At 56.4% G+C, this 24,273-nt stretch carries 26 protein-coding genes; 14 read left to right on the top strand and 12 right to left on the bottom strand.

Annotation, left to right across the window (positions count from 1 at the left end):
- The first annotated feature begins 113 nt into the window (after positions 1 to 113).
- From FNT36_RS14310 to FNT36_RS14300, 3 genes are all read left to right on the top strand, one after another.
- On the top strand, positions 114 to 539 hold the full coding sequence (locus FNT36_RS14310; protein ID WP_144848888.1) for a hypothetical protein: 426 nt from the start codon (positions 114 to 116) through the stop codon (positions 537 to 539).
- The gene (locus FNT36_RS14305; protein ID WP_144848884.1) at positions 536 to 736 is read left to right on the top strand and encodes a hypothetical protein; all 201 of its coding nucleotides are present in this window, start codon (positions 536 to 538) and stop codon (positions 734 to 736) included. The genes FNT36_RS14310 and FNT36_RS14305 overlap by 4 nt, the downstream gene beginning before the upstream one ends.
- A 111-nt stretch (positions 737 to 847) precedes the next feature.
- The gene (locus FNT36_RS14300; protein ID WP_144848881.1) at positions 848 to 1,105 is read left to right on the top strand and encodes a hypothetical protein; all 258 of its coding nucleotides are present in this window, start codon (positions 848 to 850) and stop codon (positions 1,103 to 1,105) included.
- A 154-nt stretch (positions 1,106 to 1,259) separates the two neighbouring features.
- Here the strand turns inward: FNT36_RS14300 and FNT36_RS14295 are convergent, their stop codons facing one another.
- The 4 genes from FNT36_RS14295 to FNT36_RS14280 form a co-directional block, all read right to left on the bottom strand.
- Complete coding sequence (locus FNT36_RS14295; protein WP_144848878.1) at positions 1,260 to 1,463, bottom strand: hypothetical protein; 204 nt, start codon at positions 1,461 to 1,463, stop codon at positions 1,260 to 1,262.
- A gap of 152 nt (positions 1,464 to 1,615) precedes the next feature.
- Positions 1,616 to 1,864, bottom strand: a complete 249-nt coding sequence (locus FNT36_RS14290) for a hypothetical protein (RefSeq protein WP_144848875.1) — start codon at positions 1,862 to 1,864, stop codon at positions 1,616 to 1,618.
- Positions 1,865 to 2,333: 469 nt separating this feature from the next.
- Positions 2,334 to 2,465 (bottom strand): hypothetical protein, encoded by a 132-nt coding sequence (locus FNT36_RS25815; protein WP_262712173.1) that lies wholly within the window; start codon positions 2,463 to 2,465, stop codon positions 2,334 to 2,336.
- A gap of 783 nt (positions 2,466 to 3,248) precedes the next feature.
- Positions 3,249 to 4,160 carry a DNA/RNA non-specific endonuclease gene (locus tag FNT36_RS14280; protein WP_233635917.1) on the bottom strand — a complete coding sequence of 304 codons (912 nt, stop codon included), beginning with the start codon at positions 4,158 to 4,160 and terminating at the stop codon, positions 3,249 to 3,251.
- A 289-nt stretch (positions 4,161 to 4,449) separates the two neighbouring features.
- On the opposite strand from FNT36_RS14280, the gene FNT36_RS14275 reads away from it, so the two are divergent.
- Together FNT36_RS14275 and FNT36_RS14270 are read left to right on the top strand one after the other, a co-directional pair.
- Entirely contained in the window at positions 4,450 to 4,917 is a 468-nt protein-coding gene (locus tag FNT36_RS14275; protein WP_144848869.1) for a LexA family protein, read from the top strand.
- A gap of 3 nt (positions 4,918 to 4,920) precedes the next feature.
- The gene (locus FNT36_RS14270; protein WP_144848866.1) at positions 4,921 to 6,267 is read left to right on the top strand and encodes a Y-family DNA polymerase; all 1,347 of its coding nucleotides are present in this window, start codon (positions 4,921 to 4,923) and stop codon (positions 6,265 to 6,267) included.
- Positions 6,268 to 6,525: 258 nt separating this feature from the next.
- Here FNT36_RS14270 and FNT36_RS14265 read toward each other — a convergent pair whose 3' ends face one another.
- The 3 genes from FNT36_RS14265 to FNT36_RS14255 all read right to left on the bottom strand — a co-directional run bounded on the left by FNT36_RS14265 (position 6,526) and on the right by FNT36_RS14255 (position 11,302).
- A complete protein-coding gene (locus tag FNT36_RS14265; protein WP_144848863.1) occupies positions 6,526 to 8,622 on the bottom strand; it encodes a T9SS type A sorting domain-containing protein in 2,097 nt (698 codons plus the stop codon).
- A 418-nt stretch (positions 8,623 to 9,040) separates the two neighbouring features.
- The gene (locus FNT36_RS14260; RefSeq protein ID WP_144848859.1) at positions 9,041 to 10,267 is read right to left on the bottom strand and encodes a site-specific integrase; all 1,227 of its coding nucleotides are present in this window, start codon (positions 10,265 to 10,267) and stop codon (positions 9,041 to 9,043) included.
- Between the two features lie 801 nt (positions 10,268 to 11,068).
- Positions 11,069 to 11,302, bottom strand: a complete 234-nt coding sequence (locus FNT36_RS14255) for a hypothetical protein (RefSeq protein WP_144848856.1) — start codon at positions 11,300 to 11,302, stop codon at positions 11,069 to 11,071.
- A 296-nt stretch (positions 11,303 to 11,598) separates the two neighbouring features.
- On the opposite strand from FNT36_RS14255, the gene FNT36_RS14250 reads away from it, so the two are divergent.
- The 6 genes from FNT36_RS14250 to FNT36_RS14225 all read left to right on the top strand — a co-directional run bounded on the left by FNT36_RS14250 (position 11,599) and on the right by FNT36_RS14225 (position 16,120).
- Entirely contained in the window at positions 11,599 to 12,183 is a 585-nt protein-coding gene (locus FNT36_RS14250; RefSeq protein WP_144848853.1) for a hypothetical protein, read from the top strand.
- Positions 12,184 to 12,223: 40 nt separating this feature from the next.
- Positions 12,224 to 12,763 (top strand): DUF4303 domain-containing protein, encoded by a 540-nt coding sequence (locus FNT36_RS14245; protein WP_233635916.1) that lies wholly within the window; start codon positions 12,224 to 12,226, stop codon positions 12,761 to 12,763.
- A 39-nt stretch (positions 12,764 to 12,802) separates the two neighbouring features.
- A complete protein-coding gene (locus tag FNT36_RS14240; RefSeq protein ID WP_144848847.1) occupies positions 12,803 to 13,606 on the top strand; it encodes a hypothetical protein in 804 nt (267 codons plus the stop codon).
- Positions 13,607 to 13,617: 11 nt separating this feature from the next.
- On the top strand, positions 13,618 to 14,340 hold the full coding sequence (locus FNT36_RS14235) for a hypothetical protein (protein ID WP_144848844.1): 723 nt from the start codon (positions 13,618 to 13,620) through the stop codon (positions 14,338 to 14,340).
- A gap of 96 nt (positions 14,341 to 14,436) precedes the next feature.
- Positions 14,437 to 15,171, top strand: coding sequence for a DUF1963 domain-containing protein (locus FNT36_RS14230; RefSeq protein ID WP_144848841.1), 735 nt, complete (start codon positions 14,437 to 14,439; stop codon positions 15,169 to 15,171).
- A gap of 118 nt (positions 15,172 to 15,289) precedes the next feature.
- Positions 15,290 to 16,120, top strand: a complete 831-nt coding sequence (locus tag FNT36_RS14225; protein ID WP_144848838.1) for a hypothetical protein — start codon at positions 15,290 to 15,292, stop codon at positions 16,118 to 16,120.
- 88 nt (positions 16,121 to 16,208) lie between these two features.
- Here FNT36_RS14225 and FNT36_RS14220 read toward each other — a convergent pair whose 3' ends face one another.
- The 3 genes from FNT36_RS14220 to FNT36_RS14210 all read right to left on the bottom strand — a co-directional run bounded on the left by FNT36_RS14220 (position 16,209) and on the right by FNT36_RS14210 (position 19,352).
- Complete coding sequence (locus tag FNT36_RS14220) at positions 16,209 to 17,042, bottom strand: hypothetical protein (protein WP_144848835.1); 834 nt, start codon at positions 17,040 to 17,042, stop codon at positions 16,209 to 16,211.
- 186 nt (positions 17,043 to 17,228) lie between these two features.
- Complete coding sequence (locus FNT36_RS14215; RefSeq protein WP_144848833.1) at positions 17,229 to 17,942, bottom strand: hypothetical protein; 714 nt, start codon at positions 17,940 to 17,942, stop codon at positions 17,229 to 17,231.
- A gap of 63 nt (positions 17,943 to 18,005) precedes the next feature.
- On the bottom strand, positions 18,006 to 19,352 hold the full coding sequence (locus FNT36_RS14210; RefSeq protein WP_144848830.1) for a hypothetical protein: 1,347 nt from the start codon (positions 19,350 to 19,352) through the stop codon (positions 18,006 to 18,008).
- Between the two features lie 101 nt (positions 19,353 to 19,453).
- Here FNT36_RS14210 and FNT36_RS14205 point away from each other — a divergent pair, with 101 nt between their 5' ends.
- Positions 19,454 to 19,678, top strand: coding sequence for a hypothetical protein (locus tag FNT36_RS14205; protein WP_144848827.1), 225 nt, complete (start codon positions 19,454 to 19,456; stop codon positions 19,676 to 19,678).
- 130 nt (positions 19,679 to 19,808) lie between these two features.
- Here FNT36_RS14205 and FNT36_RS14200 read toward each other — a convergent pair whose 3' ends face one another.
- Positions 19,809 to 20,807, bottom strand: coding sequence for an SPFH domain-containing protein (locus FNT36_RS14200; protein WP_144848824.1), 999 nt, complete (start codon positions 20,805 to 20,807; stop codon positions 19,809 to 19,811).
- A gap of 822 nt (positions 20,808 to 21,629) precedes the next feature.
- Here FNT36_RS14200 and FNT36_RS25975 point away from each other — a divergent pair.
- Both FNT36_RS25975 and FNT36_RS25970 read left to right on the top strand, forming a co-directional pair.
- Complete coding sequence (locus FNT36_RS25975; protein WP_144848821.1) at positions 21,630 to 22,313, top strand: porin family protein; 684 nt, start codon at positions 21,630 to 21,632, stop codon at positions 22,311 to 22,313.
- A gap of 405 nt (positions 22,314 to 22,718) precedes the next feature.
- Positions 22,719 to 23,360, top strand: coding sequence for an outer membrane beta-barrel protein (locus FNT36_RS25970; RefSeq protein ID WP_144848817.1), 642 nt, complete (start codon positions 22,719 to 22,721; stop codon positions 23,358 to 23,360).
- 478 nt (positions 23,361 to 23,838) lie between these two features.
- Here the strand turns inward: FNT36_RS25970 and FNT36_RS14185 are convergent, their stop codons facing one another.
- Positions 23,839 to 24,177 (bottom strand): STAS domain-containing protein, encoded by a 339-nt coding sequence (locus FNT36_RS14185; protein WP_144848814.1) that lies wholly within the window; start codon positions 24,175 to 24,177, stop codon positions 23,839 to 23,841.
- Positions 24,178 to 24,273: the final 96 nt, after the last annotated feature.

Genomic DNA, 24,273 nt, shown 5'->3' with positions numbered 1-24,273 from the left:
GCGATGGACTGTTTTACTCTTTACTCTTTGGCCCCTCGCCCCGGCCGCCAGTGCTGGGGCTTTTCGTAGTCAGTACTGAGCGCGGCAGTGGGGAGTGGCGTTATCCACCCTTCATGCTACTCTTAGAAGACTCACCGCCTTTCCTGCTTACCCATAATCCAGCCGATGCCTGCTTGTATGCGAGTTGGCGCGGTCCACACACCGGCGAGGTGACGCGCCAGCATTATGCGCAGATTCTACAACATGCCCGCGCCACGCAGAGCACGAAGCTGCTCAATGACGCGCTGCTGGATGAGAATGGGTGGAATGAAATTATTGGCTGGCTAGCGGAAGAGTACTTCCTGCAGTTGGCAAAGGTGGGAATTCAGGCCATTGCCTGGGTACTGCCTAGCAACCCTCAGGCATTCTGCGACACTTACCAAGTGCTTAAGCGCCTGCAACAGCCGCTGGTGGACACATTTACCGATGCAGAGGCGGCTTACCGCTGGCTGCATTGCCCGGTCGTAGCTGGCCCTATAGCTCCCGCGAAACGCGCATGATGACCGTCGACTTTCTGGCCTTGCCAGTAGCAAAGCAGCTGGAACTACTGGCCAGCCACGGGCGAGTGCGCCCCTCCCGGTGGGAGACAGATTACTATGTGGCGTTGTACTATCTCCCCACCAACTTGCTCGTCGAGGTGCGCTACCATCTCCATTCTGGGCTGCTCTACCAATTGCGCGTGTGCAGTATCAACTAGTATAACCTGGTCTACTTAAAGGCTGCTGTCATTTGAATAAGGCATTGTGGTACTATCTGCCTTCCCACAAAAAGCCTAAACCTGACCAGTTGAGGTTTTTCTTCGCCATCAATGTCGCTCCAAGATTTTCAATCATTCCCCCCGCTCTTACAACTCGCTAAGGCGCTCAAGCACGGCACCTTTTTGGCGCAACGTTGGAATGGTGAAAGTGGCGTTAACCTTTACTATTTGACAGATGAGGCACGGGGGTTCTTTGTGGAAGTGGGATATGACGCAGCTACACAAGACGCGGTAGTATTGCGCAGCTTCAGCAATAATGCGCCACTGGAGGAGTATGTCTATTACGTGCGGCTGCCAGATGAGCTATAAAAAGCCTCACCCGAAACAGGTGAGGCTTTCTGAAGAATGAAAAAAACACCTTTCCACAGGATTATCAGTAAAAGCCCCTTGTTAGGATAGGGCCTTTTTATAGTAGTGCCAGTCGCTGGTATGGGGGGCCAACGCTGGACTTTAATTGGCTGATTCAGGTCAGGGGAGTAGCCGCATCAAGAGCTTGGCGCACTTGGAGCCAACTCAGCTCGCCTGCTATGTACTGCGCGTACAACTGACGGGCGTAGGCTGTGGCTTTCGTCTTCAAGCTGGGAATAACGTCCTGCATTTGCGTCAGCACACACGCCCGCTGTTCAGGAGTTTGGGCAGCAGGGCCAAATCGGTAGTCGTATGCCATAGCGAGTAAGATGAGAGGAGATAGCCATTTCAAAGCTTCTCCACAAATTTCTGCTAGGCAAGGCGCTGGACAAGGTGGCAGATACGGGTTTTCATTATGTATTTACCCGGAATTCTGCTGCTTTTTTCACCTAGCAGTGAGCGCTATGCTACCTAGAAGAGGTCATCGGCTAGGGCTAGCCAATAGGCAAACTCTGCTGCTGTAAGGTGGGAGGCCAGATAAGTGGAGAGCGAGTAACCCTGGGATTGCAGCACATATCGCCGGCACTCGGGCAGCCCTAGCCAATGACTGGGATTTATCAGATGTACAGCCACTCGTTGGTGGGGCGCGAGCGTCGCAAACCAGGTAAGTAGTTCTTCCTCAGTTGCCAGCCATTCGTCAGCCTGGCGGTAATAGCTCATAAGTGCTTCTGCTACCTTTTCGACTGGGGTGACAACAGAGCCTATGGAAGCCATACTATAACCGGAGAGACATATGTGAAGACAAAGGCGGCAGGAACGCCTTGCGTAATAATACGACGAAAATATAGTATTAATACTGTACCAAAACCCGTATCCAACACCTTGCGCAGGCATAGCAGAGCCCTAATATTTGTGACCAAGCTTCTGTTTTTCTCCCGTAACGCGCCTGCTCATGTTGCTTAACTCCCTGCTCTTCCCTACAGGCGGTCAGTGCACGCTCACTTATGAAAAAGCCGACGGTTGGTTACGGGCCACCTGGGCAGGGTATATCAACCCAGAACAAGCCATGAGGGGCGCCCGCAACTACCTAGATCAGGTAGGACCCTTTCACTGCCTGTACCTACTCAACGATAATGTGGAGCTAAAGGGCCCTTGGTTTGATTCGACACGCTGGCTCGAAACCGCCTGGCTACCCCAGGCACAGCGCCTCGGCTTGCGCTACGTAGCCCATGTCGTGCAGGCGGATACCCGTCACGATAGTATGCTGCTCAAGTATCCGCGTAACCATGTCGTCGATTCGCTTGAGTTGCAGCTCTTCCATGACGTGGCGGAAGCCGAGGACTGGTTACGCAGGTGTCAACAACCGACTAGGCAGCCCGCAGCTTCCCCCTACCAGGGCTACCGCTCCCTGACCTAAGCATGAATAGACGAGTTAAACTTTCAGCATATTTAGCCCATGTACGGCGAGCAGACGGCAGTTGGCCAGCGGACTGGACGTTTGCTCGCCTGTCCCTGCTCGAGGCGAATCACATCTTACATCGCTACTTAACCGATGCGCGGCTGCCCCATGAGCTCACCATCAAGGCTTACGTTGCCAGCGAAGACCTACGAGCAAGCGTGCCGCCGGCCGTTAAGTGGGACCAGCTACAAGCGCAGGTTATCCGAGTTCTACCGGTGGTGCAACGAGTGTTACGCACCTTAGCCGAAGGAAAGCAGGCTGAGTAGCTGCCCGCTAAAAGATAAAGCAGTGGCTCCTTGCCTTAAGAGAAACCTTACATGAGTTTACCCACCAGCAGCATGACATGCTACACTTTCGTTCGAATGCCCCCCGCGTTTCAGCTAACTTGGATACTGAAGAAGGGCACCTATCTAGCCCGGCGCTGGGCAGAGGAAGGAATGATAGCCCTTTACCATCTGCCTGATGGGGGCCGCGGCTTCTTTGCGGAAGTGGGCATTGATTCCTGCAAACAGGGGGCTAACGTGCTGCGTAGCTTTAGCAATAGCGAGCCACTAGAGGAGTATGCGCATGGGATACGGCTGCCAGAACAATAAAAAGCCCCGCCGGTGGGCGAGGCTTTTACATTCCTAGGTGGGAGGCCGTTGCTTAATTAGTTGCTCCCGCATCCGCCTTAGCTTCCAACGTGTTCTGAATGCTCAGCGGCAGGGCCGAGAGCAGGTCTAGGCCTGTGGCAGCTTCAATAGCGTCAACGCTGGTGCGATAGGCACCCCAGGCCGTGCCAATGGAAGTGGTATTGGGTGTATTGATGGCAATAACGCGGGTGCTGGTAGTGATACGCGATACATCACTGCTCCCTTCCGGCAGTACAACGACTACTTTCCAGCAGTTGGACGGTACGGTCACCTTACCGCCGGCGATGGTGGTAGCGTAGCCGTTGACGCCCGTGCCCCCTTTGCCGTAGCTCCCACAGATAATGTAGAGTTCGTTGCCGGCCGACACGAGCGTGCGGCAGTAGTTCTCGAGGCCAGCCCAGGTCTGCTGGTTGTTGACCGAGGCCTGGGGCATCATGTTGGTCATTAGAAAGGTAGCGGAGTTATCGGCTACCGAGCCGGTGCGGTCCGCCGAGGGGCAGTTATGCCCCCGGTCGAAGCCGTAACCCGTGTAGTCGCTGGTCGTTACTCGGTACCAGCCCGATGGGAGAGTGGCATCGGGGGAGAAATTATCCTGCCGCGCCGTGCTGCCCTGCCAGGCGCTGCTCAAGTGCCACGACACCCAGTTGGGTTTGCCCTGGTCACGATTGTAGCTTAGCGTGTACTGTGACTTGGTCATCAAATAGTTGCTCGGGTACGAGGTACTGGCCACGGCGCCGCTGGGATTACCTAGGGCGAGGTTGTTATCCCGGGTAGCCGAGGCGGTGGCCTGCGTGGCCGAGGACGTGCTCGTCTTGGAGAGAGACGTGGACTGCGAGGCTGGGGCAACGCTCTCCATTTTGGCACAGGAAACGGCCAGTGCCGCCAGTAGGGTCAGGGACCCAATGCGAGTAAGCAAATGCTTCACAAGGAAAAAGGAAAAGGGTAAGGATAGGACTACAAAAATCCGGAGCTGCTCTGTGTCGCAGGTTACCGCTGGGTTATGCTTTCATCTCCGACCTCGCAGCCTTTAACTTCCCCAATACTATTGGCTCATATACTCACGTATGTCCGAAGCAATATCTTGACTAAACATAACAGCAATACGAAAACATTTTTAACTGACTGTCAATATCTTTAAAGTATATAAATTTTATTATTTATAAACTAATGTAATTAGTAGTCGTTTCTTTAGAGTCCCGCTTTCCCTCCGCCCTATGCACGACGTCGTTCTCGTACCCGTCCCCGAGGCGGTGATGCCTGCTTACCTGCCCGTTTTTGCGTGTCTCGTGCCCGCTGGCTTTCCCTCGCCGGCCGATGACCATATCGAGGCGCTGTTCGACCTCAACCAACTGCTGTTTCGCCATCCTGACGCCACATACTTGGTACGCGTGACGGGCGAGAGCATGTCAGGGGCGGAAATTCATCCTGGCGACTTGCTGGCAGTCGATAAGCATTTGCCCGCAGACCACGGCCACATTGTCGTTGCGGTAGTCGAGGGAGACTGCACAGTGAAGCGCTTGGAGCGACGGGGCGAGGACTGGTGGTTGGTGCCGGCCAATCCAGCCTTCGAGCCCTACCGCATTCGCACGGGTGAGGAAATTCACATTTGGGGCGTGGTCACGCACGTGGTGCACGAGTTGATACCGGGTAAGCTCAATGCTTTACTCCTCAGCCGCGACTAGTCTATGTTCGGCCTCCTGGATTGCAACAATTTCTACGTCAGCTGCGAGAGAGTTTTTCAACCGCGCTTTGAGGGCCGGCCCGTCGTGGTGCTCTCCAATAACGACGGCTGCATTATCTCGCGCTCAGCCGAGGCCAAAGCGTTAGGCCTAGCTATGGGGGCTCCTTACTTTCAGGTCAAGGACGTGCTGCGCCAGCACGGGGTGCAGGTGTTCTCGTCGAACTACGCGCTCTACGGTGACATGAGCCGGCGGGTGATGTGGTACCTAGGCCAAGTAACGCCTGGAGTAGAAATCTACTCCATAGACGAAGCCTTCCTCGACCTGCACGGGCTCGACCAGTACATGCAGCCTTACCTAGGGGGCGGGCTGGAAGCTTTCGCGCACACGATTCGGGCGAACGTCAAGGCCCGCACGGGCATCCCGACTTGCCTAGGGGTAGCCCCGACCAAGACGCTGGCCAAGCTGGCCAACCGAGTAGCTAAAAAGAATCCAGACTTAGGGGGCGTGCTCTACCTCGACTCGGCCGAACGTCGGGCCTGGGCCCTCGAGCAAGTAGCCGTCAGCGATGTCTGGGGCATTGGTCGTCAGTATGCCCAGAAGCTTACGGCGGCCGGCATCGACTCGGCCGCCGACCTCGCCAAGGTGAGCGAGGCCTGGGCCCGCAAGATGCTCGGCGGGGTGGTCGGCGCGCGCTTGGTGCGCGAGCTGCAGGGCTACCCGTGTTCAGGACTGCACCCCAGTGAGGACGGCACACTGAGCCGGCAGAGCATCAGCTGCTCGCGCACCTTCGGGCGGCCGCTCACGGCGCACAACGATGTGCGGGCCGCTGTGGCCTCGTTTCTGACGCGCGCCGCCGAGAAGCTGCGCGCCCAGGGTGACCAGGCCTACGTGTTGACGGTGTACGTGCAGAAGAATCGCTTTGACCCGAAAGTACCCCCACCTTACTCGCGCTCGGCTACACTGACGCTGCCCGGCGGGCCATCGGCTGATACGCGCGTACTGGCTCAATATGCGGGGCATTTATTAAGTAAAATCCTGGAGCCGGGCTGCACCTACCACAAGGCGGGTGTAGTGCTCGACGGGCTAGAGCCGCCTACTACGGGTCAGCAGCTTGGGTTATTTGCGCCCGCCGCACCAGTTGCCGAAGCAGCAGCAAAGGTGAGTGCGGACCGGCCGCAACTCATGACCACGCTCGATGGGTTGAACGCGCGCTTTGGCCGTGGCACGGTGAGACTGGGGAGTGCTGTGCCTACGACGCTAATTGGTGGGCGGGCACCCTGGCAAGGCCAGGCGCAGTGGCAGTCGGGAGCTTTCACGACGCGGCTAGAGGACTTGCTGACGGTTAGCTAAGCAAATTCCTGTACTGGCTGGCCGTCCAACTGAGCTGGTCACCGGAGCGACTGCAACTGGTGGTGTGGGTAGTGAACTTGCTACTTATAAAGTTGGGAGCTATGGACTTTTCTAGTCAGCTTTCCCCATTTCCACAAAAAAGGCCAGCCCTAGTAGAGCTGGCCTTTTTAGATTGTGAACATAGAAAGGCGTTGCGGATTCTTCTACTCAAATAGAAGCCTCAACCTAACCGGCCGGAGTTTATTCTGATAGTATGGCTTAACGAGCAATCTTGATTTGGTGATTTTCCGTTTTACCATCTCGCTGAATAACGCGAAGGTGATATAAGCCCTGTGGAAGCGCTTGTACATTCAGAATAGTATCAGCTACTCCCTCATGAATAGTAGCTTCTTGTACTATATCACCTACACTGTTGTAGAGATGAGCGACTGCTTCCTGCCCCCCGAGATTGATATGCAATTCTGTACTGGCTGGATTAGGATATATACCTGGCTGGCCAGGCTGTTCTACAGAGCTTTGCATAGTTGCATTCTTTGCATTGCTAGCCTCTCTGTACCCGGAGGGACACGTACTGCATCCCTTGAGCATATTAATACTGACCCCTGCGTTTACTGTCACGCTATTGCACGGGCCTGTTGCTGTAACGGTGCCAAAAACAGAGTAAGCAGAACTGCAATCGGGGTAGTAGGTATGAGGGAAATAAACTGTACTACCACTCACATAGCCGGCAGCGGTGTAGCCCCCGAGGGTAGCCTGATAACTCGTAGCTCCCGCCACGACAGGCATCGTTACAGTGTAATAAGTTTCACAGCCTGTTCTGTTGCGCGTGGCCATCAGACCGGTTGGTTGCCCCACCGCCCCACTACCAGGAGTCACATTGATAGTGGCATTGGCGTCCGATGAGTGATCGCACAACCCAGGACCATAAGGAGTCCAGCCGTTAGTTCCGTTTGTACTAGCGGCGATATTGTATGCCCCAGAGGCTCCTGCAGGTACTCGGATATAGATTTGGTTAGTGGGGACAATATAGCTGCCTCCTCCAAAGTTCGTGAAGTTCTGTCCGTCTGTACTCATCGCCCAGCCCTGGTACGGGACCCACCAATTATAAGAAACGGCACCTTGCACTGGATTCACACCCACCCGTATGACACTGCCATTGCCACAAGAGGAGTAGGTGGAACTAGTAAAGACGGGGGCTGGAGGGATTACATTGATAGCTACAACATTAGAGGTATACCAATGAGCACGGCTACCTAAGCTACCTTCTTTATGATCAGAATCGCGACGAAAATATGTCGTCTGACTAAGTGGGCCAGGCTGGTAGTTACGGTCGTTAGCGCCCGAAATGTCGTACCAGTTTGAGCCATCGGTGCTGGCCTGCCATTGTACGGATTCATCTTCCTCTTGCTTAGCAAAAGTAGTGTTATCTCCACTAAGAGGCGAAGAGTACCGGCGGTTATAAATGTACTCGTCGAAATCATAGGAGGAGCGGGCCAATATTCTGCCGCGAATCAGCCCTACTGTACCTCCCATAGTCACGCACTGCTGTGTCGCGCAAATCTCGGAGGGAGCACATGGTGTAAACGCCGACAAGGGAACTACCATGCGGACGGGAATATTTACATAGTAGCCCTGACCTATCACATTTAAATCTGCTGTATAGCTATAGTCCCCTTGCACCGTGATCGGTACCGTTACTATCTGGGAAGTTGTAGCAGATTGGATAGCTACTGATCTTCCGTCAATAGTAACTTTAGTTACGTATTGCAAGCCGGCACCTATAATCTTAATTGTCAAGGGAGTTCCATATTCTGCATATAAATACTTGCTTTGCGACCTGTCGGGGTAGGGGTCCAGCTTAGCATCCTGAACACTGAAGTAAGGATTACTACTGCCACCGCCACTAGGGGGTGGGGCGAAAGTAACCGCGATGCCAGAGCTTGAGCCCAGTACAAGAGCCGAGTTATTGATGTCTAGTGCAACTGCATAGGCGTAGTTATTTGGAGCAGTTAGATTGCTAGTACTAGCCGAGAAACTACTTCTTAGTGTTTGATACTGAAAGCTACCACTGGTAGTCCACCTGTTAGGATCAGTATTAATAGCACTAGAAATGGCATTAGTATTAGTAGAAGCCGCCGTTGAACTACCTGCAAAAATTTTGATAGTACCCTCGTTAACGCTCCCCGCCGCACGCCGCACAGTAACCAAATAATCTACTGGTCCCGAAGGGCCATTTATCGCAAGCGAAGTAGCGTTACCATTTAGCTTAAAATCAGACAGCGTGTATGTCTGGCCGAAAGACTTGTAGCAGCAGAGCAATATAAGCCATAAGCAGGTAAGTAATCTAGGTCTCATAAAATGTAGGAAAAGGAAGAGAGTATAATGGCCATGTCACTGGCCACTCTCTCAAAGGACTACATCTGCCTTATCTGTCAAAAGGAAAAAGCGCTCTATTTCAAGACATTAATATGCGAGCGATTTCATAGAACTATTACAAGAAGTTGCATTCGCAGCCTATATAAAAATTTATTACAATACTTAATTTCAAAAACTTATATTATGCGTAAGAATGTGATAGTAACTATGTATTTAGACATGCATATCATCCAACTTCACCGATGATAGTAAGCACAAATAAAAGCCCCGACCTCACCGGCCAGGGCCTTCATTTGTGCTATACGTTACGTTACCTTTTTCTGGCCCACTACTGCTGGCCACCACCTGCCATTCCATGCTGACCACGCCCAGGCCACGGCCGTGTTTAGGTTAGTTCTTAAAGTGCACCTCCTCCGTACACCCGGTGAAACTCCTTACTCACTACGTCGGCCGTAATATTGACGTAGCGCTTAAAGCTGGCCCAGTTCTTATGCCCAGTAATCTTCATTACGAGCTCGGGTCGTAGGCCCTGTTCCAGCGCCAACGTGGCGAAGGTGCGCCGGCCGGTGTGGCAGGTCAGGCGCTGCCACTTAGGTAACGTGTCACTCTCGCGGCGGCCAGCGCGGTAGCGTACTGCCTCTACGGGCGCTGCCAATTCAGCCCTCTCCCCTACTTCCTTCAGGTATCGGTTGAGCACTTGGTTGGCCACTGGGCGCAGTTCGCCTGCTAGCATCTTTTCTACCAGCACTAGCGCTTCGGGGCGCAGTGGTATCGTTACCAGATCACGGGTTTTATGCATTATGAGTCGTATCGTACCTGCGCGCACGTGTTCCTTGCGAATACTTACCAGGTCAGAGTAACGCAGGCCTGTGTAGCAGCTGAGCAAGAATAAGCCGCGGGCGTTGTCGAGGTAGCCGCCAGCAGGTAGTTCAAGCGTGGCCAGTTGCTTCACCTCGTGAGCTGTAAGCGTCATCACGTCGGGCTCGCGCTTTGCCCAGCTCAGACGCGGATAGTACGTGTTATTATGTAGGCCTCGGTGGCCCGTCCACTTCATAAACACCTTGACCTTGGCAAGTACTTTATTAATGGTGTTATCAGTCAAATTCGCTGGGCCCACGAGGTAGGCTGTGAACTTGTCGCCAAAGCTGGGCGTGATGGTATCGAAGTCCACAGCATAGCGCTGTTTTTGGGAGAAGTCCCGTAGGTGTCGCGCGGCTGTGGCGTAAGTACGGGCCGTGTTGAGCAAGCCGGCGGCGCGCTTCTGTGCTACCCACTCGTCAAGGTGTTGCCAGAAAGTGAGCGTGGCCTGCTGGGCCACCTCTTCCACCGGCACAGGCGCCACAGCGGCACGCAGGACCTCAGCATCGGGTAGCAACCCTTGAGCACGGTGGGTGCGGTAGCAGTCGAGCAGGCGCTGCTCGGCTAGGTCGAGCGCATCATTGAGCTTACCGTTCTCGGCGTAGCCGCGCACCTGGGCGCGTTGCTCGCTCTTAATCCACTGCTTAGGTAAAATGCTCAGCCCAGTATAGACCTTCACGCGCTTGCCATCAAAATTCAGGAAGGCGAAGATGGGGGTAGGTTTAGTGCCGTTGGGCTCTTTAAGCAAGAAGGGAACAGTAGTCATTGAGAGCAGTGCATTACTACTCCAAATCTAAGTCTTGTCCCCCAACCAGGGGACAAACGGGGGACAGATTACCCGATTAATCCCGATACTATCCCGATTAATTCAGACAGGCATAAAAGCAAAAACGGCCCTACGGGCTATCAGGGCATATTTTTAGAAGTGGTATTCGTCTAGACATGTCGGTAGGTGCGGGCCCCTATGCGACCACATATTACACGCAAAATGCCTTGTAAACCAAAAGTTTACAGGGCATTTTCAATTTAAGGTAAAACATTTCATCGTGCTTTGCCTTGCAGGTGCTTACCAGATTCATGCATGTGCGTGATTTATAATCAACTGGTAATCGTGATTAGCAGCGTGAGGTGCTTGGCCCATTCATAGTAAATCAGCGCATAGTCGCGCGAGCATTTCGGCAAGTACGAAGGAATGCTAAGGACTTATGATAAGCATCATACTTCAGGGGCAGCAACCACGCACGCCATTTAGGCGGCCACTGGCTAGCCTACCAGTGGCCGCCTACGGAATTATGCCGCACCCGTAATTTCATGAGTTGCGCCTATTACCGCGCATCTTACCTTGTTGCCAGTATCTTCGACTGCCTTCACGCCCGACTTGTTTGAAACCTTGTTCGAATGCCGCCTCGTAACAGGGAGACAATACTAGGCGGCCCGCGACCGGGTCGGCGTACCCAATTAGCTCCGCAACGTTCACGATACGCAGCAATACTTCTGCTGGGTAATCGGGGCCGTTGTCGAAAAGCTAGGGCTGAAATAGTACCAGCTTGTGCCGGTCGATGCCCACCTAGCCTCGACCAATCCGACGCACGATGGCCACGGTCGCAAACCGCTCGGTAACGCTCCCATCGTAGCGGCCAAACGGAATGATAATGTCGACAGCTATCGACACGTAGGCGCAGAACTCGTCCGACGGACGCTGCACTAGTCCCAATGGCTCTTCACTAGCTGGAGCATTGGAGTGGCAGACAATTAGGTAAAGCACTACCGGCAGCAGAGGCAGAATGACAGGCTTCGGCATGATAGCAAGTAGAGCAGCAGCATGAGCAACTAATTCAACTGCAAGGACTAAAGTAAGTACGCACTTAACGGACAGATGAACTGCCCGTATGGTAGCATGTATCGCTTGCCGCTTTTCTTCGCTATGGATGTGCCTGCCATCTTCAACGCCCATCATCTCTGGAATGACAGCAATTACGACCCTATAATCTATACTTGAGCCCTGGTTCCGCGACGAATTGACGGCCCGCGTAGAGGCCGACCTAGGCTGTCGGCTGCCCACTTTCTACATAGCCCTGCTACTACCCGGTTAGCCATATGCTACTATGCTTCTTGCCTGCCCTAGGTCTGCTGACACTGGCTAATCCGCTTCAGGCTTCGCACGACCCCGTGCCCACGCTGCCGGCCGCTATCCGCAAGGCGTTGCCGGCGGGCTACCAAGTACTCGCGGCCGAACGTGGCGACCTAAACCGCGATGCGCAGCTCGACTGGGCAGTGGTGCTAAATCGGCCCGACGAACAGAAAACATCCGACGTAGTGGACCACCCCACCAAGCGACCGCTGCTGCTATTTGTGGGTGGGTCCAATGGTACTTACACCCTGGCGGCCCGCGCCGACAATGCCGTGTACTGTGTAGACTGCGGTGGCATGATGGGCGACCCTTTTCAGGGCGTTACCATCAAAAACGGCTACTTCACGGTAGAGCACTACGGCGGCAGCGGCCAGCGCTGGACCCGCTTGGTAACCTTCAAATACAACCAAGCTAGCCATACTTGGCTGCTACACCGCGATGGGGGCGAATCCTTTCATGCCAGCGACCCTGAGCATAGCAAAACCAACATGCGTACCAGCAAGAACTTTGGCCGGGTGCCGCTGGCGCGCTTCGACATTTATCAGGAGTAAGTTGGTAGAAAGGCAGCTGACACTTGCACGCATCAATTCGATGGCCTTTGATTTTCAAAATTTTGCGCAGCAGCTCACGCAAGCTACCCAGGCCGCGTTTACCGAGCTGCTGGCCCGGTATCCCGAGGAAGCCTTCTACAGCTTTGCGCTCTACAGCGATGAAGGCGCCATGACCGTGTGCCCGGCCGCCAACACCCTAGGCCACCTAGCCGCTCAGTCACCTGACGACCTACCTTACGCCAAATTTGAGCCGGCCGAATGGCAGTACGAGATGGTGGGCGCCGACGCTCAGTTTGACGCGCTGAGCCGCCAGTTGCGGACCCGGCTAGCCGAAGGTTTTGCCGAGCCGGATGGGTTCGAGCGGTTCCGCCAGCAGTTGTACGCTACCTGCCTGGAGGTGCTGGACGCGCTTCGGCAGCAGCGATTTTTTGATAAGGCTGCGGGCCGGCCGGTGTTCTTGCTAGTTACTATATCGGATAGCGACACCCCGCCGGAAGAGCTGGCGCAACTTGCCAGCCGCCTCAACAACAACGCCTACCGCGACGAATACCTCGCCTGGCTGCGTACCTGGGATGCGTAAAGCCGGCTATTTAGCCTTTCACCTCTTCGTTTCTGTGCCTTGAGCTATTTGTCTCACATTGCCCTAGGGGGTATTGCCGCTGTGCTGCTGAGTGCCAGTGCCTGCCGCCCCGACCAGCCCGCCACCGAGCGGCCCAGCACTGCTCAGTCGCCCGCGGCCTCGCCTACCCTAGCCGATACTGCCTTGGCTTACCCTAGCGATACGCTGCACCTGCCTAGCGGTGTGGTGCGACTACGTCCTGTCTCGGCTGCCGAATTTGCCAAACTTCCCTCAGCGGAGTTGCCCGACGTGGCAAATGATAGTGCTGCGGAGCGGCAGCCGTTGGCCGCCGCCCAGGGCCGGGCACGGCGCGAGGGGCTTACGCTGGTACTCAAGCCGGCGCAGGGGCCGCTTGTGCGGCTGGCTTCGACACCACCCGCCGAGTTCACGCTGCAAAACGGTGAGGGCGTGCGCTACCAGTACTGGGGCAGCCTGCCGGCCGCGCACCAGTGGGTGGTGCGGGCCTGGTACTGGGAATCGGATGGCACGGTGCTGATAGACCAGCGCACCGGTCGCCGCGTAGAGGTACTCGGCAACCCTGTGGCTTCGCCCGATGGCCGTTTTGTGCTGCTGACCAGCCCCAGTCTCGGTGGTGGCGACCAACCCAACACCCTATCACTGGTGAAGATAGAAGACGACGGGCCACACCTGCTATGGCAGCGCGAACCCACTGCTTGGGAGCCCGAAGCCGCGCGCTGGGATACTCCTAACCTAGCTATTTTGCGCCTGCGCCATGCTAGCGCCGACGGCAGCCTGGCCGACGATGCGCCCGTCACCTACGTTCAGCTACCCCTGCCCCGCTAGGCAGTTGCTTTATGCCGAAAGCTTTCCATTGGGTTGCCGGGCTGCCGCTACTCGGCGCCTGCCAGACGCCCGAAACGCCAGAGGTGCCGCCGCGCCTGGTCCCGCTGCTCGAAACGACGGTACCCCGTTACCGCCCCCTCCTCAACCGGCAAGACACGCTAGAAAGCTTTTGGGCCCCCGACTCTTTATACGCCGACAGCCTCTTTCAGCTCAGCAATGCGCACCGCAGCCAGGTGCTGCTGCGCGTGCGGTTTGTGCCGGCCTCGGTAGCCGCACAGGCCCAGCTCGACACACTCAGGTTTCGCCGCCCCGACTTGCGGCTGGAGGAGTATGAGCAACCCGGTTACCACTGGGATTTTTTCGCCGCTGCCAGCTCCGAGCCCAAGGTAACGGAAACCGCTGACCGCACCCCGCTCCGCCTATCGGTTACGTATTCCTGGCGCTTGGCGCTGCTCGAACACCGGCGCTGGCCAGCCGGCAACAGCTACGAGCGCAACTCCTATTTGATGGACTACCCATTTGGGCCCGTGGCCATAGCCCGCGTCAGCGACTCGGTGGTGTACGTCCGGGTCTATCCACTGCTGCCCGACCGGCCCCGGCCCGACACCCTCTACACGTACTTCCAAAATGGAGAGCGCCGCAAGCGCATTCCGGTAGTAGCCGACCAGCTCGATACCACGCGGCAGGCACTCCTTCGCCTTAGCTTCCGCGTACTCAGCCATTCCGTCGATTGAATGGGTTGGCTAGCATGAGTTCCGGCCATGCGGGCATGCCATGCATACAGCCTGGGGTAAAGGTATTTATTCATACAGATTTGATAACTCGCTAGTATGCACATCGAACAGGCCTTGGCCAACCAGCTTCGGACCCGGCTGCAAAGCCTGCTCCGCACCCGACACCTGCTGCTACCAACCCCGGCCGAACGCCCGGCTACCTCCCAATTGTGTTCACACATCGGCGGCGACCCCTATTTTGAAGCTGGCGAAAGCTGGCCAACCAACCCCGAAACCGGCCAGCCACTGGAGCTCATTTTTCAGTTAGTGAGCCTGAATGGAGAGCTACTCTGGCCCTTTGAGGCGCAAGTCGTGCAGTTTTACCACAACTATCACTGGGGCGAGCTGCCCTACGATGATAGCTACCCCGCCGATTTTCAACTAAAAACCTACCGGCGCATTTGCCCCGAACGGCAAGTGCTGCTGCCCCGCCCGGGCCTGCTGCCGGCGCTGGCTTTCACAGCCCTACACACCCAGCCCGCCCCATCGCTGCCCGATGATGACGAGCTGGCCGACCTCGCGCCCGATGTACAGGCCCTGTGCGAGCAGCTCCGCCCCGATGACTGGCGCACCGCTTACCACGAGGCTGTAACCGAGCTGGCCGGCGAGCCCGACCTAGGCTCCTGGGTAGGTGGCTACGCGCAATGGCTGCAAGGAGCCTACCCCACGGGCAACTTCTGGCTACAAATTGACAGCACCGCCGACTTCGCCTGGGGCGACTCGGGGCTATTGTATTTCTGCGTAGATGGCAGCGACCCGGCTACTATCTCCTTCCAACTGCAAAGCTGCTAGTATCTGGTACTGAGAATGTAGGCGTTTTGGCAATCGCCGACCTTAGCAGTGGCCAGCTTTCTAGTTAAGTAAGAAGAAAGTACCCCGCGTATCTACTCATTTTCATTTGCTGCTTTACATGCGTCTCTTCTGCTTTTTCGCTCCCGCTTACCGATTTGCGACCCTAGGGGCACTTGCTGGCTTGCTACTCTTGCTGCCACTGGTGGCACCGGCCCAGGCTACGCCGCCCAGCATCGACTACTATGCGGCGCTTAAAGGCAAGAACTTAAGTTCCTTGTGGCTAGCGACCAGCCGGGTGCATCCTGATAAGCAGATGCAAGCTGCTGTTGTGAATCCCAATGAGCCATTTCCCGACCCCATCGGCTTTATCGGGCCTACCTACCAGCGGTTTTACCTGCACTACACGAGCATTCGGCCAGATGCCGCTAACTCCTACTTGTACCACGTGGCCGGCAAAACGCGGGTGAAGGACAACATCTGCGCCTTTATGGGCACTATCACGGTGGTTAAGGCCCGGCTCTACAAGGAGCCCAACGGGGAGTACCCACAGTACCGAGAGGGGGAGCTGACGTGCCAAGTAGCGCTGGCCGAAGACCGGCAACAGCCCGGCAGCGGCATTATTCGGGGAACGCTCACCACGTATTTCTACGTCGATAAGCAAGGCCAGCCACACTACAACTTACTGGAAATGTTTGCCGACGGCTTTAGCAACAACGAATGCGTTGGCACCTGGACCAGCTACGCCAGCCAGCAGCGCAAAACCTGCAACTGGGGAGACTTCTTCATTCCAGAAGCCAACGCACTGCGCTTCACCGACACGGAATTTCAGATTGCCCCCAAGTACCGCGCCAACGGCTGGCAAACCTATCAGCAGGCGCTACTCGGCGATGCCCGTGACCCCGGTTATAAAAAGGCTGTAGCCGAGGAAAAACGAGCGTGGTGGAAATAAGCCCATTACGTCGGCAGCCCGAGTTGTGTCAGCAGCGCGGTTGTTAAACAGAAAGAACTATTGCGAAAGTAGACTACCTAATAAGCCTTTAGCGAGGCAGCTCTACCTGCACGTAGGTTTCTGGCGGTGGTGCCGACTCTTGGTCGGCGGCCTCATATTCTTGCTTTAGCAGCACGGTGCGCGGGCCTAGCCACCGGGCCTCGTTGCTGCCCCACTGAAGGGTAAGACGCGTCCAGAGCAGGCGCGGCCCGGTGGAGGTAAGCTCGTAGAGCTGCGTACCTACGGTGCTCTCGTCGCTGCCATCGTTGCCTTGGTCGCTACGGGTGCTTAGGAGATACTGTCCATCGGGCGACACGGTGGGCTGGTTTCCCGTCACGATGGTGCAGTGCCCGGTACGCTGGTCTATCAACGTAGTCACGTGCTTGGTGGAGGAGTCGGTGAGCACCACCCACACGTACGCCTTGGTCAGCTGGCCTAGGTAGCGCGATTCAGCTGCCTTGTCGATATCCTCACCTGAGCTGCTCATGGTGGTGCGCCGGGTAGTGAATTTCACCACGGGGCCACTCTTAGGCTGAAGCAGCAAGTCATTGCCCACGCGGCGCACGGAGCCATTGGTCGTCAGGCGTTTATCTGCATCCCAGTCAAGCTCGGTAGGCGCCCGCGCGAAAGCCGCGGCCGTGCTAGGCTTTAGGTAAAGCACGCCGCCGCCGAGCACGTGCAGCGTGTCGTGGTCGGTGGGGTGCTTGGTATCGCCTGAACGCAGCGAGCCGGTGGGCGGCGTAAAGGCCGTGGCGGTAGGCGTGGTCGAAGCCGGAGCCTGGCCGGCCGGCGTGGCGGAGGCAGCGGGCTGACCGCTGGTAGTGGGCTGGTCGGAATGACAGGCCACCGCGGGCAGCGCCAAAAGTAACAGGTAACGTTTCACAAGAGAACGCGGAGGCAAAGCCACCAAGAGGCCGAGTTGAAGAAGAACTGCCTGCTGCTACGGCCAGCACGGCCCTATAGTTAGGCTATGAGTGAACAGGTTAGTCGGCTGCTTATTTCGCACATACTCACTGCTTAGCGTCATAAAGCACACCAACCAGCCTAGGCTCGCGTAAAGCACACGCGCCTAGTAAGTAGCTATGTCAGCAGCGCCGTGCCCTAGGTAGTAGCTCGCCGCATAGCCCACGCCTAACAGCAGCAACAGAACCCCAACTGCAAAACCTAGCCATAGTAGCCCCACCCCAGCAACAACGGCCATCCCGCTAACCCACAGCAGCATACGTGCCGGGCGGGTCGAGAAAAAGGGCAAGCGCCTCAGCGGCCCGGTTTTTCGGCGGGCTAGTCGGCGGGCCACGGCATCTAGCTGCACGGTGCCGGTGGGGTCGTCGGGGCGCGAGCCGGAGCGGTCGGCCAGGTGCAGTACCCGGCCATCGGCCAGCTCCAGGCGTAGGTGGCACTGCGCAAACGCTTGCCACCGCATCACCCGCAGACAATACCTGTAGGCTTTTATACTGGCTATGGGAATGGTTTCGGCCGCGATGCCGTGCGTGAGACTGCGGCCCAGTGGTGCCAGGTGAAGGCCGTCGCGGTCGCTGGTCAGCAGCATGGGGCGATTGCGGCGGGCCACCTTTCGCGCGGTTAGCAGCAACAGGACTAGGCCCAGTAGGCCGGCGGTAGTAGCGCGCTGCCAGTTGCCCTCTATCGCCTTCAGGGCCGCCAGTGGCACTAGCAATAGGCCAAATAGAAACATGCCCGCGGCCAGCATACTCAGCGGATTGAGGACCACCAAGCTGCGCAAGCCGGGCCGACTGTCTGGCGTGATAGGTGAATGAGCAGGCATACAAGTAAACGCAACGTGGTTTTGGGGCTGGGAACCCAGGCCGGGGTAGCCGCACCCCTTAACTTATTGGGCTGTAACGGCCGGGCCCAGTTTCCCGGTCGGGCTCAGGGTATAGGTGGTTTGGCCGTGGCCGATGACAAAGCCACCGGGGTAACGCAGCGCCAGAGTGGGACTGGGAGCGGCCGCGGGCAGCGCAGTAGTGAAGACAATAGCACCCGTGTGGGCATCGAGCAGCTGCACTAGTTGCGAGCTGCTAGCCGCCGCCGTGGCTTGGCTAGTTAGCAGCACGTAGTCGGCATCGTAGTGCAGTAAATAAGGGGCGAAGTAATGACGACCGGGCGTGAAGTCGCGGTATGAGAGCACGCGGCTGATGGCGGCATCGGTGCGCGCGATGAGCGTCTTTTGATGCGGGTCGGCGCTGGTAAATACGCCGTAGCCGCCGTAGTCGTCTTGCCACGCAAACTCAGGGCGCACGCTAGGGCCGCCACCGTTATCGCGGTACTGGTAGGTGAGCAGTTGAATGGGCTCCTTCCGGTGTTGCATGCCGCGCTGAGTAAAGGCGAAGGCTGTTCGCACGCGGCTACCGGGTAGCCGAGGGCCGCGGTCGTGGGAGGCATCCCACTGCTCGTCGTCCGTGTAGATGCGGCGGATGAGTGGGTAGAAGCTAAGCTGATGGCCGTCGTTGGTGAAGATATAAAAATGGTCGCCCTCATTATTGCCCACATCGAGGTTGGCTACGCCGCTGGCTAGGGCGCGCTGCCCGCCCAGCAGTGCCTGCGTCACGTCGGCAACGGCGGGCGGAGCTGCGCTCACCTGGTACACGGCGTTGTGGTACAACACGTACGTGTCGCCATTCGAGAGCTGCTTCAAGTGCAAGTCGGTGAGCCCGTGACCGGCCGACTTGCCCGGCAGCACCACCTTTTTCAGGACCGTGCCGGTAGTGGCATCGTAGCAAATGACAGTGGGCGTCTCCTCCGCATTACCGCTTAGGCTGCGGTAGTCGCCAGCTACCACCAGCACAGGGCGCTGCCCCGCTCCTGGCAGCAGTACGGAGTGCGCCAACATCCACCGCGGCTGTCGCAGGGCCGCTGGTTCCGAGTCGGCTGCCGCCGCACTACCGCCTGCCATGCTTGGCTGCCGCGGCCGAAAAGCGAGAAAGTATAGCCACGTCAAGGCTCCGAGGGCAACTAGCAGGAAAATGCTGGCGACCCAGTATCGGGCGGCCGTGGGCGCGGGCACCGGCCGGGGCGGCGGGGCGGCGTAATGATGGCGCACGTGTACGGTTACATCGTCCGAGTCGAGGTAGTACTCGGTCTGGCAAGCGTTGCAGCGGTACAGGTCGGGGCCTAGGGTAGTCTTGTCGGGGCTGCCGCACTGCGGGCACAGAATTGGGCGTAAAGTCTTGGCCATGCGCTCGCTTATACGCAAAGCTGGGCTCAGTAGTAACCTAGGATTGCCTCACCTGCTAGCGGAGGCTAGCCGTTTGAAACGGGTTCGCCGCGTTTTGGCCCATGCCTCCCGTTTTTGTTGACTTAGTAAGCCGATGGCTAAGCTCCCAGCTAGGGACCGGGCTGCGCGGCGATATGAGCCCAAGCACTCAGAAAACCATCATGCGTGAGAGCACGCGCCAGTGCGCCGTGCGCGGCACCAGCCGCCTCACCATCGGCGGCCAGCGGGGTAGCGGCAGCTACACCTTCGACGCGGCCTTGCAAGCTGCCCCAACTGCTTTTCGGTAGCACACCCCCTAGCTCTGGTGCCAGCTTCGGAAGAGAAGCTTGGTGGAGACTCAGCGAAATAAGAACTAGCTATAGGCCCTTACCGGCACGCTAGCCACGAGAAGCACCGCGTGAAAGGACTATTTAAATGCTATTCCCATTTGTCCAGCCAAGCCTTCTTTTTTGCCTCAAACTCAGTGGCCGTGATAACACCCGCGTCGAATAGCTGCTTAAGTTTTTGCAGTTGCTCAGCGGGGTCTGTTGCCGCGTGAGGCATTGGGTTGGGCTGGCTAGTGAGCAAGCGCCCTAGCTCGGCACCCGCCCCTGCTTGTAGGCCCGCTCCGGTCAGGCTCCCGCTGGTGCGGGCGGCGTCGCGCAGGGCATTCAGCTTTTCCAGCTCGGCGTAGGATAATCCAACGCTGGCAGCGGCTTGACTGTTGGCCACTGCCCCGGCCAATTGGCCAATGCGCTGCTGCGTGCCCGCGTCGAACTGCGTGCCAGTGAGGCGGAAATCCATCAGCTCCAGCCCCAACTGGGCAAACTCGGCAGCTAGCGGCTCGCGCAGATTGGCGGCTAGGGCACCCAGCTGGGCGTCAAGCTGCTGGTACGACCAGCCTGCCGTGGCTAGCTGCATAGCGAGTTCCTGCCCTAGGCGGCTTTGCAATAATCGTGTGGCTTGCGGCACGGCGTAGGTATCGCTCAAGCCTGTCACCTCCGTGAAAAAACGGCGTGCATCGGCCACCCGAAACGAGAAGTTGCCGTGTGCACCTAACTGCACTGGAAAATGGTACACTGGGTCGAGGTACTTAACGGGCGTGGCCGTGCCCCAGGGCTGGTTTAGGTTGTCGGCCCGGCGGTAGAAGTAGACATGCAGCTTGTGCTCGCTTTCGAAGCCCGTTCGCAGCCTCAGCAGGGTGGTAATAAACGGCTGATTATCCGTTTCAAGGCTATACAGTCCTTCGGCCTCGAACACGGTAGCCACCCGCCCCTCATACACCAGCAGCACGCCCTGCCCCGGGCCGACGAGTAGCTTGCTAGCCGTCTTGATTTCGTCGTGAACCGACGGAAACTTCCACAGCAGCACGCTCGGCTGCGGGTCTTTCCACTGAATAACTTCGGCCAGTTGGCCGCGAAAAAAGCTGAAGGACATACCTAGTGAGTGCTGAACCGGCCGAGTTGACCGATAGAAGGAGTATACGCAGACTGGTCGAGCCTAGCCTAGCGGGTCACCCCAACCCGACTTTTTCAATGGCCAAGAGGCAGCGGGCTTTTCTCGTTTCCATCTGGCCGCGCGCCGCAGCGCGCGCAGGCGGTGGAGTACCTCACGTAATCGCAATCCCATTAGCCAGAGCAACAGCAACGCTACTGCCGGGCTGCCGAGGGCCACTGCCACTAGCAACCAATAGCCAAGCCGAGTGCTTCCTGGAAAGGGGTGCACCTGCGTAAGCAGCACGCCTCCAAGTAGCAGTAGCCAGATAATTAGCAGCCGGCGAATTACTCGCTCGCTTTTCTTCTCAATCATCTCCTTTTTCGCGTGGGGACTACTTAGTACGAGAAGGGCGTGACCCAGCTACCAGCCGCTCATTGCGAAAGATGTAATCATGCAGTTTGTTTGAGCCCTGCTCAGTGAGTATGCCTGTGTAGACAAGCAAGCCGTGGTCGAGTCGTCCGTGTACTGGCGCAACGTTGATGGGTACGGCCGTGCCTCAGCAGCACGCTCTTACATTATTAAAATAAATGATGCCACATTCAGCCTCAATAACAACGTTGTTGACGCACGCAGCCCCAAGGCTACGGCTTGGCACTCGGCACAAGCTCTAGCAAGGCGTGCTGGCCCGGCTCGTGATGCAGGCCACTGATGAGTTGAAGCTTGTTGAGGGAGTTATGCGCAAGTCGATTAGGCGCTGGGCAGCCTACATGCAACCCTTGCAAAGGACAGGGACTCTTCTTGCTGTCTACTTTTCCTTTAAGCATGAAACGAGCACTATTCTTTTTCGGCGGTTTCTTACTAGCCAGTTCCGCTCAAGCGCAGCTAGGCGTACGGGCTGGAGTCAACACGGCCATTTTCACGAAAGGAACGCTTACAAACGGTGAAAACCCAGCAACGAGCTGGCTAACTGGCTACCAAGTTGGGCTCTATTACCAGGTGCCGCTTACCAAGCATCTAGCGCTCGTTCCCGAAGTCCAGTTTAGCCACGAGCGCTTCTACGTCAAGTATACCCCGTTACCACCGCTTGGTATTATTTATTACGAAGGCCCCCCGCGGAGCGAATACAACCAGTCACTGTCGTATCTGAATCTACCCTTTTTGCTGCGGGCAAGCTTAGGAGCATTTTACCTCGAAGCCGGACCACAGGTTAGTTTGCTAGTGGGTGGGCGCGCCGAGAACGCTCAATCAAGAAATGATTACGGTAGCGTTAATAATACTATTTACGTTAATCAAGCGGCTACCAGTAGCTACCGCCGCTTTGACGCCGGGCCCTGCCTAGGCGTTGGGGTAAAGCTGCCAGCCGGTCTGGGGGTAGGGCTACGTGCTTACTGGGGCTTGACTAAGCTTACGGCTGATGAGGACTACTCAATGGTTAGCCATACTTACACCGGCTTTCAGCACCGTCAATCATTGCAAGCCTCTCTTACTTACCAACTACCTGGCTAGTAGTAGTGTATAATTAGTGCAAGGCCAAACTGCTTAAATGCTCGATAAGGCCGCCTAAACAGCTTTGTGATAGTTTGGCATAGCGAAAGCAATTTTCCTATGCAACTACAAAAAAGGCCTCTGCATTACTGTAGAGGCCTTTTCTGTAGTCGCATTATAGATTCAGCCTCTTCATGCCCTGCATGCGGCCGACCTGCTTGAACTGCCCTAGGTATAGCTGGCGGCAGTTGGCTCTAACTCCTTATTAAGGATAAGCCAAAACCTGGCCTGATAATCTACTACTTACTTCAAATTGGCAGAATGGACGCCCTAGAAACAAGACGGAAGAGGAAGAATGGATGCAATGCCTTACCTTGAAAAAGTATCTGCCCTGCGCAAGTCCTTTTACTCTCTTTCTAATCTGTCATGCTATTACACAAACTTTGCTTAATCGCGCTAGCAGTTGGGTCGGCACCCCTTGCAAGTGTTGCCCAAACACCTACAGCGTCAACTCGTTATTATGTAGGACTGGGCGGCTCGCTATTGAGTGATTTTCGCTCAGGCAGTTCTCGCTTTCCTGCTCTTTCGCTAACAGCTGGCCGGCAGCTTAAGCCTCGGGTAGCCCTACAAACAGGGGTAACAGTTGGTTGGCGTAGCTATTCCTATGGCTACTCCTATGTAAATAGTGGGCAGACAATACCTACTTTTTATGAGTCCGGTACGCGCACAACTTTTATTACTGTTCCAGTTCTGCTGCGCTACACGCTCTCACAGTCGGTCAATCGGTTGCAAGTCGACGCCTTAGTGGGGCTTTCCCTCATTGCCTCCATCAATCGAGGCACCTCCACTGTCACATATAACAACCAAACGCAATACAGTGATTCTTATCGCAACTCAGGTTTCAGAGGCACTTTAGTAGCAGGTCCCGCTTTACGCTACGGCCTCACTCCTAGGGTGGCACTTATGGCAGAAATTCCGGTGAATTTTGTGATAGGCGACTTTGGCGGCCGACTGAGTGACCAATTCTTTTATAATCTGCAAGTTGGGGGGCGCTACAATTTCGGGTAAGCAAGCTGAAAAGGGTATTAGTAACTCCGTACCCAGTCCTTGCACGCTACTGGTGGCCACAAAGATTACATCTTGTGGCATCAGCTAACACTCTTTTATGCGCACGCAATTAACTGCTTGTACATCATTAGCTTTGTTAGCGCGACTGAGCCGAGCATAGTGAATATGCGCTACCATTTCAATAGGCCCTAGCTGCTACGCCGGGGCAACCAGCGTGCATTATCATCTTAGTTCTAGCCGAGGTATTGCCAGTTGGGCAGTTCCTGGAATAACATGGCGAGCTTCGCGCTGCGACTATACCAGCGCTTGGCTGCCAAATTTGATGGGTGAAGCGCAGCTAGGCTACAAGCTAACTTTTCCTGGGTAGGCCATTTTAGGTTTTGCTGGGCCGTGCTACTGGCCGGCATAATTTGCAGGGCGTGGCAGCGTATGAGCGGCAGTGGCCCTGGTGGCCGAAAAGAATAAAGTCTAGTCTAGGCTAGTGCCCAGCCGGCCAAGCTAGGCCATACTGAGCGGCATCGAGCACCGACGCGGCTAAGGGCTGACTGGCATCGGGAGCAAGCCCGGCACGTGTGGCTTCGGGCAAATGGCACACAATGAGGTGCCCCCCATGGCGCCACAGCAGGCTGGCACACCGGCGTAGCAGCAGCAGCGCTTCGGCCGAAAGCGTCGATACGTGGCGGCAATCAACCCACACGCTGCCCCGAGCATGGCGCAGCACTTGGCGCAATGCGGTAGCCAGCGGGTAAGCAGTCGCCTCAGTAGCGTGTAGGGTGAGAAGGTAACTGTGGGGTCGAGCTTCTACATAGGCGCGCATAACTGCTACAGCAAAAGGATAAAACCAAGACAAATTTATCTTGCCTGCCGTCATTTACAGCCTGCGTGAACTACTGATTTTTTACCGAGTTGCCAA

Source organism: Hymenobacter setariae, from assembly GCF_007713685.1.
GTDB classification, from domain to species: domain Bacteria; phylum Bacteroidota; class Bacteroidia; order Cytophagales; family Hymenobacteraceae; genus Hymenobacter; species Hymenobacter setariae.
This window is presented reverse-complemented; position numbering and strand designations above follow the sequence as displayed.